14 protein-coding genes and 1 pseudogene are annotated in these 18,903 nt (G+C 56.2%); 6 read left to right on the top strand and 9 right to left on the bottom strand.

The window, feature by feature from the left end; translation table 11 throughout:
* Positions 1-198: 198 nt before the first annotated feature.
* From doeA to A3AU_RS0131965, 4 genes are all read right to left on the bottom strand, one after another.
* Positions 199-1,380, bottom strand: a complete 1,182-nt coding sequence (gene doeA / locus A3AU_RS0131980) for an ectoine hydrolase DoeA (protein ID WP_027056485.1) — start codon at positions 1,378-1,380, stop codon at positions 199-201.
* A gap of 171 nt (positions 1,381-1,551) precedes the next feature.
* Positions 1,552-2,625 carry an ABC transporter ATP-binding protein gene (locus tag A3AU_RS0131975; RefSeq protein WP_027056484.1) on the bottom strand — a complete coding sequence of 358 codons (1,074 nt, stop codon included), beginning with the start codon at positions 2,623-2,625 and terminating at the stop codon, positions 1,552-1,554.
* 4 nt (positions 2,626-2,629) lie between these two features.
* Positions 2,630-3,427 (bottom strand): ABC transporter permease, encoded by a 798-nt coding sequence (locus tag A3AU_RS0131970; RefSeq protein ID WP_245235623.1) that lies wholly within the window; start codon positions 3,425-3,427, stop codon positions 2,630-2,632.
* A 34-nt stretch (positions 3,428-3,461) separates the two neighbouring features.
* Entirely contained in the window at positions 3,462-4,310 is an 849-nt protein-coding gene (locus A3AU_RS0131965) for an ABC transporter permease (protein ID WP_027056482.1), read from the bottom strand.
* 797 nt (positions 4,311-5,107) lie between these two features.
* Between A3AU_RS0131965 and ehuB the strand changes: the two genes are divergently transcribed.
* Complete coding sequence (gene ehuB / locus A3AU_RS0131960) at positions 5,108-5,995, top strand: ectoine/hydroxyectoine ABC transporter substrate-binding protein EhuB (RefSeq protein WP_081709749.1); 888 nt, start codon at positions 5,108-5,110, stop codon at positions 5,993-5,995.
* A gap of 365 nt (positions 5,996-6,360) precedes the next feature.
* Here the strand turns inward: ehuB and A3AU_RS1000000138610 are convergent.
* From A3AU_RS1000000138610 to A3AU_RS0131935, 5 genes and pseudogenes are all read right to left on the bottom strand, one after another.
* Positions 6,361-6,672, bottom strand: a pseudogene (locus A3AU_RS1000000138610) (transposase); the annotation flags it as partial.
* A gap of 204 nt (positions 6,673-6,876) precedes the next feature.
* Positions 6,877-8,337 carry an aldehyde dehydrogenase family protein gene (locus tag A3AU_RS0131950; protein ID WP_027056479.1) on the bottom strand — a complete coding sequence of 487 codons (1,461 nt, stop codon included), beginning with the start codon at positions 8,335-8,337 and terminating at the stop codon, positions 6,877-6,879.
* A 159-nt stretch (positions 8,338-8,496) separates the two neighbouring features.
* Entirely contained in the window at positions 8,497-9,795 is a 1,299-nt protein-coding gene (gene ectB / locus A3AU_RS01000000136615; protein ID WP_051355527.1) for a diaminobutyrate--2-oxoglutarate transaminase, read from the bottom strand.
* Positions 9,796-10,032: 237 nt separating this feature from the next.
* A complete protein-coding gene (locus A3AU_RS0131940) occupies positions 10,033-11,172 on the bottom strand; it encodes a M20 family metallopeptidase (RefSeq protein ID WP_027056478.1) in 1,140 nt (379 codons plus the stop codon).
* A gap of 28 nt (positions 11,173-11,200) precedes the next feature.
* Positions 11,201-12,418, bottom strand: coding sequence for an aminotransferase class V-fold PLP-dependent enzyme (locus A3AU_RS0131935; RefSeq protein WP_027056477.1), 1,218 nt, complete (start codon positions 12,416-12,418; stop codon positions 11,201-11,203).
* Between the two features lie 448 nt (positions 12,419-12,866).
* On the opposite strand from A3AU_RS0131935, the gene A3AU_RS0131930 reads away from it, so the two are divergent.
* The 5 genes from A3AU_RS0131930 to A3AU_RS1000000140660 all read left to right on the top strand — a co-directional run bounded on the left by A3AU_RS0131930 (position 12,867) and on the right by A3AU_RS1000000140660 (position 18,864).
* Positions 12,867-14,123 (top strand): sarcosine oxidase subunit beta family protein, encoded by a 1,257-nt coding sequence (locus tag A3AU_RS0131930; protein ID WP_027056476.1) that lies wholly within the window; start codon positions 12,867-12,869, stop codon positions 14,121-14,123.
* Positions 14,123-14,395: a sarcosine oxidase subunit delta gene (locus A3AU_RS0131925; RefSeq protein WP_027056475.1), complete on the top strand. Its 273-nt coding sequence runs from the start codon at positions 14,123-14,125 to the stop codon at positions 14,393-14,395. Before A3AU_RS0131930 ends, A3AU_RS0131925 begins: the two co-directional genes overlap by 1 nt.
* On the top strand, positions 14,392-17,355 hold the full coding sequence (locus tag A3AU_RS0131920; protein WP_027056474.1) for a sarcosine oxidase subunit alpha family protein: 2,964 nt from the start codon (positions 14,392-14,394) through the stop codon (positions 17,353-17,355). The genes A3AU_RS0131925 and A3AU_RS0131920 overlap by 4 nt, the downstream gene beginning before the upstream one ends.
* The gene (locus A3AU_RS1000000138605; protein WP_081709747.1) at positions 17,348-17,896 is read left to right on the top strand and encodes an aminomethyltransferase family protein; all 549 of its coding nucleotides are present in this window, start codon (positions 17,348-17,350) and stop codon (positions 17,894-17,896) included. Before A3AU_RS0131920 ends, A3AU_RS1000000138605 begins: the two co-directional genes overlap by 8 nt.
* A 263-nt stretch (positions 17,897-18,159) precedes the next feature.
* The gene (locus A3AU_RS1000000140660) at positions 18,160-18,864 is read left to right on the top strand and encodes an aspartate/glutamate racemase family protein (RefSeq protein ID WP_027056473.1); all 705 of its coding nucleotides are present in this window, start codon (positions 18,160-18,162) and stop codon (positions 18,862-18,864) included.
* Positions 18,865-18,903: the final 39 nt, after the last annotated feature.

The following is an 18,903-nucleotide window of genomic DNA, read 5'->3' as shown; positions in this document are numbered from 1 at the left end:
GCGATTAGAGCCTCGGCCGGCGCAGCGAAGTGCGAGGGTGCCCACGGCGCAAGCCGTTCGCCGTGGTCGAGGCCGCTCACTTCGGCTTTCCCATCCGAAATTTATTTCTGACAGTCACCCGGAGTTGACGAAAACGCCGCTCAAAACACAAAGCCTCCCACGTGCAGCGGAAGGCTTTGTTGTTTCGTGTGAACAGATTTAAGGCTTCACGAAAAGCTTTCTCGGCACCGAGGCTAGGCATTCGTTGCCCTCGGGAGTTATGAGAACGGTTTCCGTGATCTCAAATCCCCAGTCGCCATACCAGAATCCGGTCATGAAATGGAATGCCATGCCCGGTTCAAGGACAGTCTTGTCACCTGGCCGCAGGCTCATGGTGTGCTCGCCCCAGTCCGGCGGATATGACAGACCAACCGGGTAGCCTGCGCGGGTGGTTTTGTGCAGGCCATGCTTATTAAGAACCTTGAAGAACGCCTCGGACCAATCCTCACAGGTCGCCCCTGGCTTTGCAACCTGCAGACCGGCCTCCATTCCTTCTAGCGTGGCCTTCTCCGCTTCGATGAAATGTTGAGGTACTTCGCCAAGGCAATACGTCCGGCATGTCGGGACGTGGTAACGCTTGTGCACGCCGGCAATCTCGAAATAGGTGACCTCGTTGTTGAGCAGCGGCCTTTCATCCCACGTAAAATGGCACGAGGAGAGATCGGCGCCAGATGGAGTTATCGGAACGATGGACGGGTAGTCGCCTCCCGCTTCCGGAGTGCCCCGAATCGCGGCATCATAGATGTCCGCAACCAGGTCACACTTTCGCAAGCCAGGTTCCATTTTATCCAGTATTCGTTCGTGCATGCGGGTAACGATCCGTCCCGCGTGGCGCATGTAGTCCAATTCCCTGGGGCTTTTCACAGCCCTCTGCCAGTTTACCAAGACCGTCGCATCAACGAACTTCGCGTTCGGCAGCCGAGCTTGGAGTACCTCGAAGGCAAGAGCCGAGAAATAATAGTTGTCTTTTTCGACGCCGATCGCCCCGCGGTCGAGTTTTCGCTCACCCAGAACCCTGCACAGATCTTCCATCGGATGCATGTCAGGGGTCTGGTTGAATTCGTCCACGTAGCTGACCACATTCTGTTCCGAAAAGAACACAGTCCGGTTAGCACCATTCTCATCGGAACACCGGCCCCACCAGATGGGGTCACCTTCGGACGGGACAACGACGATTTGGTGGTTGTAGAAGGACCAAGCATCATAACCGGTCAACCAAGCCATATTTGCCGGCTCGCTGACCAGAAGTGTATCAATTCCCCGTTTCTGCATTGCAGAACGGGTCTTCGCTAACCGGCTCTGGTACTCACTTAGCTCAAAACTCAGTTGTTGTGCAGGCATTCACATTGCTCCCGTGCTTCCGGCCGGAAGCCCGCGTATGCGGGATCCCTCGCTGATTTTAGCAAAGCACTCCGGGCAAAAATCCCGCAGATTCAATCAAATGCGCAGGAAAACCGCATTTTAGTCTTTCTGGCAGGCTGGAGTTCGCCAGGCGCAAGATCCAGCCTCTGTTCAGAAAACCAGCACATCGGCTGGTGAGAAACCGATCCTAACGGATTGGCCCACTCCGAAACTTGTCCGTTGGCTGCCGCTCTTTTGAATGGCGAGGACTCTTGGGCCGTGGTCAATATCGATGACGATATGGACATCGGCGCCCAACGGAGCGACGTCGACCACGGTACCGGGCATGGTGTTTTCGTCCATAGTCGCCGGCTCCCCGGCGGCCAGTACGTCGATGTTTTCAGGCCTGATGCAAAGGTCAACCTTGCCGGATGTGTTTGGCTTGGCTTGGCCGCATATCGAGATGCCCGCGACGCTTTCGTAATTAACAAAGCCATTAGCTGCGTCGCGCCAGTTGCCTGCGTTAAACCAATTTGATCTGCCGACGAACTCAGCGACAAATCGATCCGCAGGGTCGTTGTAAATCGCCGTGGGGGATCCGCGTTGTGCAATTCGTCCATCCCGCATGACAACGACCTCGTCTCCCAGACTGAGCGCTTCTTCCTGATCGTGGGTCACCACGATTGTAGTTGCCTCCACCGACCTCAGAATTTCCTTCAATTCGAGGCGAAGTTCCAAACGCAGCTTGGCATCCAGGGCGGACAATGGCTCATCTAGTAGTACGACCTGGGGATCAGTGGCTAAGGCACGTGCCAGCGCGACGCGTTGCTGTTGACCTCCACTCAACTCGCGAGGATATCGCCCTTCCATGCTCCCGAGCCTTACGAGCCCGAGCATCCTGGCAACACGAGCAGGAATCTCGGAGGCAGCGATCCCCCTGTACTTCATCCCATAGGCAACGTTCTGGAACACGGTCATATGAGGGAAAAGTGCGTAGTCCTGGAAAACCAGACCCACGTTGCGATCGTAAGGCTTCAGATGACCGACATCAGACCCGTTGATGATGACTGAACCTGAATTAGGGGCTGTAAAGCCAGCAATCATCCGCAAGGTCGTGGTTTTTCCACAGCCACTGGGGCCGAGAAGCGATAGTATCGCCCCCTTTTCGATAGTGAGGGATACATCATCGACCGCCAGAAAACTCCCGTATGACTTGGATACCCGCTTCAGCTCAAGAACATTCATGAATTTACGCCTTATCAACGCTGAGGCCGACAACACGGTCGAGACCGACGGTCCGGTCGAGAACCAGCAGCAAAATGAGAGTTACGCCCATCAAACCCACTGCAGCCGCAGCAATGGTAAGATCAAAACTCGACCGCAAAAGCCCAACGAGTGCGACGGGGAGGGTGAAGGTATTGAAATCGCTGAGAAACAAGCTGATCGCGAGATCATCCAAGGAGAAAGCGAACGCAAACACCGCTCCGGCCGCAATGCTGCTTTTGGCCAATGGAAAGTTAATCGTAAGAAATGCCTGAATTTCATTGGCTCCCAAGCTCAACGCGGCTTCGCGCAACGAGCTCTTGACACCGAGGAGGCCTATTAACGCCATCCGAATGCTGTAGGGAATGGTGATTACAAGGTGGCCTGCGATCAGTCGGGTGAGGGGGGAACCGATACCAAGTGCTGAAAACAGCATCAGCAATGCGAAACCGATAATCACGCCGGGAACGATGAGCGGCGACAGGAACAGGGACGACAAGACGTCCCGGGCTGCACCGGTCATCCTACTCATTGCGACGGCGGCAAGAGTCCCGACGATTGAAGAAATCAGCGTCGCAGCCGAGGCCACGATCAAGCTGGTGTAGAACCCGGCCCAGAGGTATTGTTCATCCCATAGCTTGTCGAACCACTGGAGCGAGAGGCCTTGAGGAGGAAACGGACCCAGATAATCACGAGAGTCGAAGGCCATTAGAACCGTCGTCACTACGGGAAGTATCAGGAAAACCGCGGTGAGGAGGAAAATTAGTCCAACCACCAGCGTCATCAAACGATCAGCCAGTTGTTTCCGTGACATGGGATTACGACCGATCTGCTAGTGTTGCGACACGTGAGACAATGTAGATCATAACCACGCAAAGTATAATCATAATCACGGAGATTGCTGCGCCGCTCGGGAAATTCGCAACCTCATTGAATCGGCTGTATATAAGGTTTGAAACGAATAGGACGCGACCGCGACCGAGTATCCAAGGTATTGCAAACGCGCTTATACCCATAGTCATAGACACTAGAAATACAGACACAATGCCTCGAACGCATAACGGTATTGTGATGTTGACATGGGATCGAAAGGCGGAAGTGCCTAGGGACTGAGATGCCTCCAGTAGGCGCGGATTGAGATTCTGAATGGTACCGATCAGGATGAGCATTGACATAGGTATGGAGTACTGCAGCAGACCGGCTACAATCATAAAGTAGATGTACTCGCGGCTATTCATGCTAATTCCCAAGGCGGTGAGAAGTGGCGCGAACATTCCGGTCGATCCGAACGTCAGCTCAATCGCATAGATTCGAACGAGATGACTGAGGAACAGCAGGCCCACAGTGATGAAGATTACGCCTTTTCTGACTGTCGGCGTGCTGCGGCGGCTTATGTAGTAGGCAATGGGAAACGCGACGAGAATGGCGACAATGGAGGAAATAAAGGAGAGTGCATACGTCAACGCAAAATATTGGATGTAAACCGGATGCAAAAGCTCGGCATAGCTCGCAAGTGTCAACGGCGCACCACCCACCGAACCGATGCGGCCAGGCGTAAATTCACGAAAGCTTTCGACACCTGCCAGAACCAGGGGCAGCGCGAGTAGGAAGATGAACAGGGCCCCTGCTGGCAGAAGCAATATACCTTGGTTTTTGTCGGCTTTCATAGGACTCAATCAGGTTGTGAAAAAGACTGCGCGTAGACGCTATGTCATCAGAGACAAAGGTGCGAGCAAGATCAAGAACTTGCTTACGGCAACCTTGCTTACGGCATCGCGGCTGTGTCTGTCCCGTCACCGGCGGCCAGTAAGCAGGTAGCCTGCGGCCTTCGCCAAAAAAAGAATGCGGCGTTGATCATTTTTGGTTCCCGTTTGTTTTTATGACAATGACGTAAGGTTGCTTGCTGCCCCATTCGCAGCAAACGACGGTTTTTTTACGTAAGCCTAGCCCTTCTACCTTTCAGATTGAAGTTGGTACGTGCCGGCCGATGAAGCCTGGGCCCGCATTCGGAATGGCTCGCTAATTCTAGAGATGGTAACAGGGAGCGACTGAGGAAAAAGCTCGTAATTTGCACATCCATGCAGGTTTGCGGCGAATTTCGGGAAAAATGCCTGCGAAAGCTGGCGATAGGCAAGCTTCTAATGAAATTTCCCCCGCAGCAACACGGCAGGCCTCGGACACCCTGACATCTTGCCTGTCAAATGCAATGACTTAATTTCCCTCGCCCAGACGAGAGGAATTCCGCAAAATCGGATTTCCGGCCATTTGCAAGAAAGTACGCAGGAAACATGCGTTTGAACGTTGAGGTTCGCTGCTAAAGGACCGATAGGGGTGGCATTCTGGTCCCCGGCACACAGATACTCCTCCCTGCCCAGTGTAGGCGCTGCAATGAGGGGAACGGCCCATACCATCGGTGTGGAGGCTAAATCGCTTTGGTTCATGGCTCACTCAATAGGAGGTATTAATGGAATCTGCAAAATGCTCGCGAACATCGTCGCCCCGCTCGGCTGCTGGCATCTTTTTCAAAACTCTTGTCGCGGCCGGTATTGCGGCTGCGGCTGTCGTCGCAAACGCTTTTCCGGCGTCTGCGCAGTCGCTTTTGGAAAAGATCAAGAAAGGCGAGCCGGTCAGGATAGGATTTTCCAACGAGTTGCCTTGGGCGTACCCGGGGAAGAATGGTGAGCCGCTCGGCTTTATGAACGCCATTACGATCGATGTTCTGAAGAAGCTCGGTACGGCCAAGGTGGAGCCCATCCTGACTGAGTGGGGCTCCCTCGTTCCTGGTCTCCAAGCCGGACGTTTTGATGTGATTACGGGCGGCATGTACATCACCCCGGAGCGATGCCGCAACGTTCTGTTCACCGAACCACTCGGGACCTTCTCTGATGCACTGGTGGTGCCAAAGGGCAATCCTGAGGGCTTGCACTCCTATAAGGACATTCTCGACAAGGGTCTGACCTTGGTCATAGCCACGGGATCAGTCTTCGTTAAGCAGGCGATAGATGCTGGCATACCCGATGACAGGACGATGCAGGTAGCCGGCAATCCCGAGGTCGTCCAGGCCGTCAAGTCGGGCCGCGCTTCAGCCGGTAGCGGCTCCTACTTTACGCTCAAGGAGTCAGTCGACATGGATCCTGCACTCGAGCTCGCCGAACCTTTCGAAGCACCGGGCGGTCGGGCCTATCCGGGTCTGGCGTTGCTCCCCAGCCAGCAGGCTGACGTGGACGCTTTCAATGCCGCGCTGAAAGCCTATATGGGCACGGAACAGATGATGAAGGCGGTCAGCAAGTACGGCTACACCAAAATCAATCTGCCAGATGGCACAAAAACAGCGGATCTGTGCAAATCGTAGACTAAGGCGGTGGCCCTAGTCAGTTGGACAATGGCCACCGCGCTAAAGGCGGGACTGTTCAGTTTGTCTCAAGCAGGTTGCTGCATCTGATTGTCGGCCTCGCCGGGGTTATCTCCAAGCAGGACGCCTAAATGGTGCGCGGCGAGAAGGTCTCGGTTATCGGTCCCTCCGGCTCAGACAAGACTACCGTCCTTCGCACGTTGATGACTTTGGAAACCCTGGCGGTGTGAATCTGGGTCGAGGGCGAACCTCTCACACACATGCGAAAACGTGACCAGCTGGTGCCGGCAAAGGAACGGTATATACTCTCCGCATCTAACGGCCCTGCAAAATTTGCATGGAGGTTCCCATCGCGGTGGTCGGTTCGGATTCGTCGAGTGAAGCTTAGCGCAATCTTCCTTCGGGAAGGTCATATAGGCCAGCACGTCGGGCATGGCGTCGTCCGTGATTGTCGCCAGCTTCGGCACCTTCGGCCGGAGCTGGTCGGCGACGGCGCGCCATTGTACGGACGCGGCCTCGCGCGTCTCCTGGGCGAGAGCGGTGGCGATGAAGGCTGAGACGACCCTGCGGCCGCTCTTGCTGGCAGTCCATGTCGTCGACAGCAGCTTGGTGGCGGCGGCCTTGAGGCTTTCGTGCGCATCGGAGACGACGAGCTTGACGCCGCGCAGGCAACGACGGGTCCTCGGTCCAGATCGGCTCAGCCTAAGCTCCACCCGAGCGAACGCTGACCGCCGCGCATTACATAAGGGGCGTCAAAATTGGACGGCGATCTTCTGACCACCCGATAACCCGTTGGACGTTGAGCTCAAGACGGTTAAATTGGGGGCAGCGGACCGAGGATTTGGCTCCTGGGATCGCTGCCCTCTCATACCGGTGATAACTCAGGCGACGATATTGGGGTTCGAAACCTGTATCCCCACATTCCGGGTCTGCACGTAACCGTCGAGTGCTTCCACGCCCTTTTCCCGGCCGTAGCCTGATTTGTTGATCCCGCCAAAGGGCGTTTCCACACCGCTTACGTACCAGCCATTAACGTAGACGTGCCCTGCCCACAGCCGCTCTGCAGTCCAGAGAGCCTTGTCTAAATCTCGCGTGAAAACGCCTGCTGCCAGTCCCTGGTCAGTCCCGTTGGACAAATTAACTGCCTCTTCGGCACCGTCGAAAGTTGTGATCGCCAGCACAGGACCGAAGGTCTCCTTTTGGAAGAGGTCGCTTTCAGGTCGGACGTCGGCGAACACTGTGGCTCCCACGTAATACCCGCTGCGGTCCGACAGGGCAGCTCCGCCGGTAACCGTGCGAGCACCCTGTTGCTGGGCAGTCTGGCAGGCTCGCGCAACACTAGTCTGTTGTTTCCGTGAGATCAGCGGTGTGATGTCGCAATCGTCGCGGCCTCGGCCGACCGACAAGGATTCAACGCGATCCTTGAGCCTTTCGATGAGTTCCTGGGCAATGGAGCGATCAACCAATAGTCGGGTAAGGCCGTTGCAATTCTGTCCAGCGTTCATGAAGGTGCCGATCCGGATGGATGCCAATACTGCATTGAGGTCAGCATCGGCGTGGACAATCGCCGCTGATTTGCCGCCTAGCTCCATGATGCATGGTACGATACGCTCTGCTGCAGCGCGCAAGACCCTCTGTCCAGTGGCCATCGAACCTGTAAAGACCAGGTGCCGAACTTCTGGATGATCGATCAATGACTGGCCCGCAGTGTGCCCATAGCCGCTCAGAACATTTACCGCCCCGGCCGGCACACCCGCAGCCTCACAGGCCACAGCCATGGCGACACCCGAGAGGGGGGCAAGTTCCGGCGATTTCACGACCACCGAGTTGCCCGTAGCCAAGGCGCAGGCAAGGGACCTTGCGGTCAGTTCCAGTGGAAAGTTCCACGGAACAATATGGCCTGAAACCCCAAACGGGCTGGGAATTGTGTAATCGACAAGATTAGCGCCACGCGGGATCGACCGGCCTTCATGCTTGTCCGCCAGGCCGCCGTAATAGCGAAGATATCTTACAGTGGTCTGGACTTCCGATACGGCTACGTTCAGGGCCTTCCCCGTATCGTCGCAGAGCATTTCCGCCAGTTGTGCACTTCGGCTTTCAATCTGTTCAGCGATGCGGAAAAGCATCCTTCCCCGATCATAGGGGTGCATATCGATCAGAATCCGTTCGCGGAACACACGCTGGGCCGCTTTCACGGCGAGTTCGACCTCGTCACGGCCTGCATCGGCAACGACTGCAAAAACTTCCCCAGTGGAGGGGTCGTCGACCTCGATGCGGCCTCCGGTGGAGGAGTCTCGCCATTCTCCATCGATGTAGTTCTTAAGAACCTCGCTGCCGGCCATGTATCCGATCCCTTCGTTGTATGTTTGGATTGTCTCGGCAGTCGCCGATGCGCATTAATGGTTGGCCGTCAGGTCCGGCGGGATTGCGATTGGGAGCACGCCATACCGTGCCCCCAACGCGTTTTTGCGCCCAAATGACGGGTTTTCCTCACGCAAGACCTAGTTGAGGGTTTTGCTCACGGTTTCGACACTATCGCGAATGACCGAAAGGCCGCGGCGGAGATCTTCTTCAGTGATCGTGAGCGCTGTCATGAACTTTACCACTTCTCCGTACGATCCCGCCGTTTCAATCACCAAGCCACGGCTTAGAGCTTCCTTCGACACTGCGGATGCGAAGTGGCGATGTTTTTGGCAAACAAGACCAAACATCAGTCCACGACCGCGGACGGTGAGTCCGAGGGCCGAAAATTCTTCGGCGATCGCTTTGAGAGATTCAGCCAATACGGCTGATTTCTCGGCAATTTGCTTTTCAAACTTGTTGTCTGACCAGTAAACTTCAATTGCCCTGCGCGCGGTGATGAAGGCCAGATTGTTGCCCCGGAACGTGCCGGTGTGTGCCGCCGGGGCCCACACGTCGACCTCCGGCTTCATCAGGATAAGAGACATTGGTGTGCCATAAGCCGACAGCGACTTTGACAGAGTTACAATGTCGGGGATGATCCCGGAGGTCTCAAAGGCGAAGAACTTGCCCGTGCGGCCTATACCGGCCTGAATTTCATCGCAGATGAGCAAGATGCCATGCTGGGTTGTCAGTTCGCGCAGCCGCTTCAGCCAAGGCGTGCTGGCGATGTTAATGCCACCTTCGCCCTGAACTGCTTCCAGAATGACAGCAGCGGGTTTGTCTAAGCCGCTGTTCGGATCAAGGAGAAGCTTTTCGAAATAATCTAGGGTGTCGATACCTTCGCCGAGGTATCCATCGTACGGCAGCATCGTGACGTTCGCGAGTGAGATACCGGCCGCCGTGCGGAACTCCTTGTAACCGGTCGCCGCAAGGGCGCCGACACTGACGCCGTGAAACCCGTTGGTGAAAGCCACTACGTTTGATCTACCTGTCGCAAGGCGAGCGAGCTTCAGGGCTGCTTCAACGGCATTTGTGCCCGTGGGTCCCGGGAACTGCAGCTTGTAGTTAAGCCCACGGGGCAGGAGGATATGCTTCTCAAAGGCCTCCATGAAAGCCCTTTTCGCCGTCGTTGCGAGATCCAGACTGTGGACGATGCCGTCGCGCTCGATGTAATCCAGCAGAGCCTGTTTGAACGCGGGATTGTTATGCCCGTAATTGAGAGCGCCCGCACCACCGAAGAAATCGATGAACTCACGACCGTCTGCGCCCACCAGCTTTGTGTTGGACGCGTGGTCGAACAAAACGGGAAAGGATCGGACATAGCTGCGGACTTCAGATTCGAGCCGATTAAATATCTCGATGCTAGTGTCACTGGGGGGAGTAAGTGGCTTGTTCATAGCGAATCCTCGTTTTGACGGCCGGCCCAAGACAAGGAAGGCCGGGGACACAGGGCGCTGGCGCTTAACGTCAGGCGCTGCCCTTGGTTGAACCTAACAAGGCAGCATCACCGATCGTCGCTAAATTCCGGTCTTCCCCGCCGAAATTCTGCAAAAATCGGCTTGTCCTATTTATTCTCGTGCGAAAATTGGGATCCTGCGAAAAAAACCACCGATATCGCCTTTGCCGGCGGAAGCTCAATATTCCAACATTATGCGTTGGTAGATTTGGACGGCATAATCGAGCTGATCCAAAGTAATGTACTCGTTGCTGGTATGGGCTTGAGCCATGCTACCGGGGCCAATCACTACACAGGGGATCCCGGTGAGCTGGCTAGCATCCGTTCCCCAAGGCGCACCCGTAAACGTGCCGGTTCCTGCCACATCCTTGCATATCTGGGACGCCACCTCCGCAATTCTGCTGCCTTCGGCACTCAAGGGGGCGGGGTCCTCCAGCGCCGGAAGGAGTGAGCGGGCGACAATCTTGTATTCGCTTTCACGGAAGTGTTTGAGAATATCCTCGACCTCTTGAATGGCTCCCTGTGGAGACTCTCCAGGAGTTAGTCGACGGTCGATCCAGATCCGGCAGGCCGGGGGAACGGTTGTCAGTTCTATCCCACCTTCAATCAGGCTTACGGTCAGGGCAGGGGGGCCGACGAGCGCATTTTCGCGCAAGCTTAGGTTCCTGTTCAGCTCCTCGAGCGCTAATATGATCCGAGCCATCCCGGTGATCGCGTTGACGCCCAGGTGCGGTCTCGAAGAATGAACCGGTATACCTTCGACTTCGACCTGCCAGCGGACTGACCCTTTGTGGGCTACTACCAATTCCAAGCTTGTTGGCTCGCCGACGACGGCGGCTTCGTAGGCAACACCGGAATCTGCTACGGCGCGAGCGCCGATTTTGCGGTATTCCTCGTCAATACTGGCCACCAGGACTACCGTGGCTTTCGGTTTTCGTGCTCCAAGCGTGCACAGTGCCCTTAGCATTGCTGCGAGGGAGCCTTTGGTATCACAGCTGCCCCGGCCGTGGAGAAGCCCGTCTCGGATATCTCCCGAAAACGGATTATCCTCCCATTTGTCGACCGGCACGGTATCCGTGTGGGCAATGAATAGGATGCGCCGGTCGGGATCCGTTCCAGGCACCAAAACCACCAAATTCGGGCGCCCGTCCTTCACTTCCTGAAGCTCACAAGCTAACCCGCGTTCCTCGCAATATTTCTGCAGGTAAAGAGCCATAGCCCGTTCACCGCTCCCGGTCTTGGACAGAGAGGGGTTGACGCTCTCAATGCGCGTCAAGTCCTGTAGGAGCGATACCAGCTGTGGATCGGGCGAAGGCATGATGGACCTCTTCTGGGGTAGAATGCGATCAGGCGGGGCGGGTCAACCAGCCCTTGGCTATGTCAATAACTTGATCGACCTCATCGGCCGTATTGTAGAGATGAAGTGAAAACCGCAGCACCCCACGGCGGGCGGATGCGATGATCTTGTGCTGCGCCAGATGATCCCGCAACGATGCCACATCTAACTGGTGTGATGATTGACCGCCGAGCAGTGACATGTCGCCTACCGCCACAATACTGCTGGAGCCTGGTCGAAGCAGTCCCCCGCATACAGGCATGCCCAGACCATGAAGACCGGTTGCGAGACGGGCCGCCAGACCGGTTACGTGGCGCTCGATCCTTTCCATTCCGACGGCACTCAGCTGCCGGATGGATGCTGTTACCGCGATTAGACCCGGGAAGTTATAGTGCCCGATGTCAAAGCGGGTTGCGCCAGGGCGGAGAGTAAACGTGTCGGATACCGGAGCAGATTCCAAAGCCTCGCCGAGATCTACGCTGAATCTCGCAAGATAGGCCGGCAGAAGCCGGTCGGCCCATTGCCGCCGGCAATACAAAAAGCCGGATCCGTAAAGACCCATAAGGCCCTTGACTGTCGAGACAGCCAGCCCATCGATGCCCAGATCGCGCACATCCGTGGCAAGAATGCCTACTGATTGCGTGGCGTCTGCTAGGAGGAAGACCCCCTTTTGGTTGCAAAGCCTGGCAATTGCCGAGACCTCGGTCCGGAAGCCGGGCACCATCGTCACCGTGGCGATCGTAACAACGCGGGTTCGGCTGTCGATGGCTTTACCCAAAGCTTCGACGTCAATCTGTCCGTTGAGTGGCTCGATCGTCCGGACTTCAACCCCCTGACGAGCCTTTAATTGCAGCCATGGGAGAATGTTGTTGGCGTGTTCGAGTTTCGGGCAGAGAATTATGTTGTCGCCCTCTTTCCAAGCGAATGCATTGGCAATGATGTTAATCCCCTCCGAAGCGTTTTTCGTCAGGGCGATCTCATTTGTCTGAGCGCCGATAAAGCGGGCGAAAAGCTCGCGGGTCTCCTCTACCTTAGCCAACTGGTGCAGTTCGTCATTGATGCCGACGAGCCGGTTGTTAAGGTGCTCATTGATGGAATCGCGGACTGCCCGCGATATGAGGCCCTGGTTCGCAACATCCATGTAGATAAACTCACTGGTCGCCGGGAAATCTTTGCGGATGGCGTCAAGAAACGAGGGGGGGCTTTCAGTCGCAACTGTTTGATTCAAGATCGTAATCCAAAGTTGAGCAAACCAGACGCCATCGTGGGCGGCCCCAGCAGGTTACACGTCCCACCTGTCCGTCTTGCAGCTTTGAGAGCCGGCGAGCCGCATAATTTCTGCGCCGTAGGCCAATGTAGCGAAGGGACGCTGCTGATCTTTTGTAATCATCGCCCGGCGGTGTTCACAGACGCAGCTAGGCGCCACCAAGTTGTGTTGTAAGCTCGCCGTCCTCTCCGCCCCCGCCCAACATAACCGTTTCGGTGCAAAAGAACCCGAAAAATCTTTGGCTTCGCGGCTTTCATGCGCAGAGCGCTCGAAATATGCCGGACTTCAACATAATAGACGGTGAAATCCCGAGTTTTACGTCCTAAGCCTTGTTAGGATGGCAGGGACAACAACATCGCAATTGTGCGCTTGGTATGTGGCCTGCTGGCTCGCGGCAAGTTGAGGCTGTATGACAAACTATTCTGCGTTTGAATTATTAAGGCACGCTGTCTCGGGTCGGCCATGGTCCCGCGCTTGGCGCAATCCTGAACCAAAGTCGCAGTATGACGTGGTGATAGTGGGCGGCGGCGGACATGGACTTGCCACCGCCTACTACCTGGCCAAGGAATTCGGTATTCGTAACGTTGCAGTTCTCGAAAAATCTCACATCGGGTCCGGCAATGCCGGTCGGAACACAACTATCATTCTGGCAAATTACCTGCTGGCGGGTTCGACCGAGTTTTATGGGCATTCTCAAAAGCTCTGGGATACGCTTTCGAGCGAACTGAACTTCAACGTCATGTTCAGTCCGCGCGGGCAGATCCTTCTGCTGAATTCATCAGAGGACGTGGATGGGGCAGTGAGGCGTAGCAACATAATGCTTCGCCACGGCATTGAGGCGCGTTTGCTAGACCGCGCGGCAATGCAGAAATTAGTACCGCACCTGGATTATCGGCCGACAGCACGCTTTCCGATCTGGGGAGGGTTGCTTCAACCGAGCGGGGGGACTGCCCGCCATGATGCGGTCGTCTGGGGATACGCCCGCGCTGCATCACAGCTCGGAGTCGACATAATTCAGAACTGTGAGGTTACCGGTTTCCTCCGAGATGGCGGCCGCATTACCGGTGTGGAAACAACCAGGGGTCGCGTCCTGTCCAAGAAAACGGCAATGGCGGTGGCGGGTCATACCTCGCAGCTTGGCGAAATGGCCGGTCTGCGGCTTCCTATAGAGAGCCATCTCCTGCAAGCCTTTGTATCTGAACCATTGAAGCCACTTCTCGACCACGTGATCGACTTCGTGTCACACGGTCAATTCTACATCAGCCAATCAGATAAGGGTGGGATGGTATTCGGCGGCGATCTCGACATGTACAACTCATACGCTCAACGAGGCAATTTGCCGGCTGTTCGTGACGTAGCTTCTCTAGCGGTTTCACTAATGCCGTGCCTAGGCAGGGTCCGTCTGGTGCGGCACTGGGGTGGCATCAATGATATGACCATGGATGGCTCGCCCATCATTTCAAAGACACCGCTCGAAGGTCTCTATCTTAGCGGTGGATGGGGTTATAGCGGATTCAAGGCAACGCCGGCGTCAGGCTGGTGTTTTTCTCACCTAATTGCTCGAGGTGAGAATGATCGCCTGTCAGCACCATTTTCACTCGATAGATTCGCGCGAGGCGCAACTATCGACGAGGCCGGCACCGGCCCCATTCCAAGGCTTCACTAATGCGCATCAGCTGTCCTTTCTGTGGCGAACGCGACCACAGTGAATTCACGTATGGTGGCGACGCTAGCGTGACGTTTCCCGAACTTGATGCGTCACTCGAGGAGTGGAATGACGCGGTCTATATAAGGTCAAATCCCAAAGGTGTGCTTCGCGAAAAGTGGCAGCACTCTGGTGGCTGCCGGATTTGGCTGGTCCTCGAACGCGATACCTTGACCCACTCCATTTCCCAGGTCGAGCCGGTGCGCCTCACCATTTCGGAGCTCGTGAAATGACCGCCTTCCGCTTTGAAGTTGGGGGTGCGCTGGATCGGGATCGCCCGGTCGAATTCTCGTTCAATGGGCGCCGCCTCCAGGGTTATACGGGTGACACATTGGCGTCGGCTCTGTTGGCAAACGGTGAGTGCTTGGTAGGCCGTAGCTTCAAGTATCATCGGCCACGTGGAATCATGAGTGCAGGCCTTGAGGAAACGTCTGCGCTGCTGACTGTAGGAAGGGGGGCAAGCGCTACCCCGAACACTCTCGCTACCACGGAGGAGCTTTGCCAAGGCTTGGAAGCCTACAGCCAGCATTGCTGGCCCTCGCTTCGCTTCGACATCGGCGTCCTCAACCAGCTGTTCACGCCGTTTCTCGGCGCGGGATTTTATTATAAGACCTTTATGGGCCCCGGCAAAACGTCGCGAAGCTGGATGTTTTACGAGCGTTTCATTCGCAGGGCCGCCGGGTTGGGACGCGCCTCTCGCGAACCTGATCCGGACAGATATGAAAATGTTGAAGGCTTTTGCGACCTTCTCGTTGTCGGAGCTGGTCCTGCGGGTCTTGAAGCGGCACGCGTCGCGTCTGGGGCCGGACTCAATGTGATATTGGTGGAGCGCGACTTTCAACTGGGCGGAAACCTCTTGCAGGAGACCGTCCCGATTGAAGATGTGACTGCGTCGGCTTGGCTGGCGTCAAGAGAACGAGATCTGCGAGCGTCCCCCAATATTCGTATCCTCACGCGTACGACTGCTTTTGGTATTTATGACCATGGGGTCGTCGGCTTAGTTGAACGTCTGCAGCGTTCCCCCGGAGAATTGGACAATACCGCCAGGGAACGGCTGTGGACCATTCGGGCCAAGCGAGTCGTCGTGGCAGCCGGTGCCATCGAGCGTCCCCTCATCTTCGGCAACAACGACCGGCCCGGCGTCATGCTGGCCTCGTCGATGCGAAGCTATGCAAATCGGTGGGCAGTGGCTGCGGGCAAAAGCGCCGTCATCGTCACGAATAATGACAGCGCATACATTGCAGCGCGCGATCTGGCCAAGGCGGGCATTTTCACTATCCTCGTTGATGCTCGCGAGAAAGCGTCCGGCTCCATGGTCGATGCGGCCTTGGCCGCGGACGTCGAGGTCCGTTTTGGACGTGTACCGCTGAGGGCTAAAGGCCGTAATGGCGTCACAGGGTTACAGATAGGTGACCCCAACGGAGGCCATGCAGAGATCATTCGCTGTGATGCTATCGGGATGTCCGGCGGATGGTCGCCTACCCAACATCTGCTTAGCCAGCGAGGCGTCCGGCCCGTGTGGAGCGATGAGCTTGCTGCTTTTCTGCCCGGCGAGACCCGAGAGCCTATCCGGTGCGTCGGCGCGGCTTCTGGTGTATGGGGAAATGACGAATGCCGCGATTCTGGGCGCGCTGGCGGAGCGGAGGCGGCGATTGCGCTAGGCAAAACGATCGTAAAGCCAGGTTTCCCGCCAGCAGGCGGATGGGATAACCCCATTCGCCAACATGTGTTGAATTCGATTAAGGGGAAAGCATTTGTCGACGTCCAAAATGACGTAACGCTGGGCGACATTATCCTAAGCACATCGGAGGGTTACGACGCTCCGGAGCTGCTGAAGCGCTATACGACACTGGGTATGGGAACAGACCAAGGACGAACGTCTGCCGTCAATGCCTTAGCCCTGATCGCAAAAATGCGGGGGCGGCAGATCAGTGAAGTGGGAACGACGACATTCAGGCCGCCGTTTGCGCCGGTTTCAATCGGTGTATTAGCGGGTTCTGACCCAGGTCAACGTCTTTATCCCACGCGTCGTTCTCCCGTGCACAATGCGTCGATAAGCCAGGGCGCGAACATGATAGAGTCAGGTTTCTGGCTGCGCTCACAATACTTTCCACAAGGCGCCGAAAGCCTTGAGGCGGGTTACCAGCGGGAGATGCGAATGGTCCGAAGGTCCGTTGGCATCTGCGACGTGTCATCTTTCGGCAAAATATCGGTCCAAGGCCCGGATGCGGGAGAATTTCTGAACCGGGTGTATGTCAACGCCTTCAAATCATTGCCGGTGGGCAAGGCACGTTATGGTGTCATGCTGCGAGACGACGGCTTGGCAATGGACGACGGGACCTGCTGGCGCGTTGGTGAGTTCGACTACCTTGTGACAACCACAACCGCCTGCGCGGGCAAGGTCTTGTCTTGGTTAGAAGAATTGTTGGAGACGCGATGGCCGGACCTGCGAGCCTCCGCAACTTCGGTCACCGAGCAGTGGGCGGCCATATCTATCGCCGGGCCACGATCGCGCGAATTGTTGGAACCGATAATCACCGGCATGAAATTGGATAACGACGCCTTTCCTTTCATGGGGGTCCGCGAAGGAAAAATCGACGGTGTCGACTGCCGTGTTGCTCGGATAAGCTTTTCGGGTGAGCTCGGGTATGAGGTCTACGTGCCAGCGGATTTTGGGGAAAATACCTGGAACCTGCTGCTTACTGGCGTGAAAGGTCTTGGTGGAGGCCCGTACGGAACTGAGACTCTGGACGCACTGGCAATTGAAAAAGGTCATATAGTAGGTGGCGAACTGGACGGTCGTTCAACACTGGACGACTTGGGCTTGGGGCGCATGGCATCCGGCAAAAAGCCCTTTGTCGGATCCGTCATGCGCCGCAGACCCGAACTATGCAACGATAACCGGGCTCAATTGGTGGGATTGGTGCCTGTGACGGATGGTGAAACGTTTGAAGTGGGCTCCATCCTCTGCCAGCAGCAGGACCTCAGTGGCCATGGATTGGGTTGGGTGACTTCTGCAATCGAAAGTCCCTCTCTCGGTCATTGGATCGGGATTGGTATGCTGAATGGCGGCCTCTCCAAATGGGAAGGTAGAACGCTCCTGGCTGACAATCCGATCCGCGGCGTCCGTTATCTCGTGAAGGTCGTTTCGCCTCACTTCATAGACCCTGAAGGAAAACGGCTCCATGGCTAAGCGCATTTACCCAACAGAGGGCTTGGCGACAGTTTCCGAGGTCACCTACCAGCCTTCAACAACTGTGGTCCAATACCATGCTTGGCCGCAACGTTATGTTGAGATGGCTGGGACTTTGGCGGCCCAGTACAAGCTTTCCACTTCGCCAACACCGGGAAAGGCCGTATGCGGTGCCTACGCATCCCTGCTGCGCGTCCACCCACAACGCCTTTGGTTGGTTGGCGGAGATCTCGCACCGGACGTCAAACCCGACCTTCCGCCTGATATTGGCTGCGTCCAGGATTTATCCCATGCCTGGCACACGATACAGGTCGACAGCTCTATAGCCTCCCAACTGCTGAACCAGTTTGTGAGTGTGAATCTCGTGCCGCAGCATTTTCCGGTCGACAGCGTCGCATTGACGCCACTGCATGGGATCGGTGTGGTTCTATGGTGCCGACCAGGCGGAATCAGTGTTTTGACACCACGCAGCTTTGCACAATCAATCTGGCACGCGCTGGTCGAAACCCGCAGGAGACTTCCTAGCCAAAAGCCGTTGTGACGGGATCGCGCAAGGTTGTCTTGCTCAGCACTTATCGCAACTGGGGCTGGACGACCCTCCGGCTCATAATGCCCGAAACTGCGTGTAGGCTTTTCGATGCATGAAAACGCTCATGGCTGGCTTGAGAATGCAGGTTTCCTGCAGAAAGCGGTCAAAATTGTCTATTGCCCGTAAACTGCCACTGCTATCGTTCCAACGTGAATACTCAGTACCCCGCTGCTCCATCGCGGCAGGCGACTGCGACGATTAGGATCTAATCACCAATGGAATCTAAGCTCACACCTTCGCTTGGCGTATTGGCGCTTGACCAGGGACCGCGCGATCCCGCCAGGGAAAACGAAGTCGGCTCTATCCAAAACCCGGCCTCGATCGATTTCCCCACGATCACCGAGGTGCCTGAAGGTTCTTTTGGAGAGCGCGTTTTGCGCGGTGACCCAGCTTTGGAGCCCTCCTACATCGCAGCGGCGCGACGCTTGGTGGAGCAAGGCGCTGTGGCCATCAGTTCAAATTGTGGTTTCACAATACGATTGCAAGGTGCGGTGGCCTCTTCAGTCCAAGTTCCGGTGGCGATGTCCAGCATGCTTCTGCTGCCGATGCTATTGAAGCAGCTGCCGGCGCCGGCGAAGATTGCCGTTCTCACGTACGACTCAAACTACGTAAGCGAAGATATGATCGGCTTGAGCGACCCGCAAGACCGGGCGAGGGTTGTTGTCGGCGGTATTGAGGGTAGCCAGTTTTGGCACGACGAGCTGAAGATGCCGGCGCCTCCGTTTGACGTCGTGGGTCTGGAGAAAGTCGTCTCTGAGCGTGTGATGAAGTTGCGGGAAGAGCACCCGGAAATTGCGGCTATTTTGTTCGAATGTGCGGTTTTCCCCGCTGTTTCTCCGGCTATTCGCCGCCTCACAAACCTCCCGGTATACGACCTCACTTTGCTCTGCAGAATGATGCTAGCGGCAATCGGTAAGTAAATTGATGCAGGGAGGACAGATCGCGTGTCTAAAACACGA

It is taken from the genome of Mesorhizobium erdmanii USDA 3471 (assembly GCF_000472705.1).
In the GTDB taxonomy this organism is placed as follows: Bacteria; Pseudomonadota; Alphaproteobacteria; order Rhizobiales; family Rhizobiaceae; genus Mesorhizobium; species Mesorhizobium erdmanii.
The sequence above is the reverse complement of the archived record's forward strand: the minus strand, read 5'-3'. Positions and strand labels throughout refer to the sequence as shown.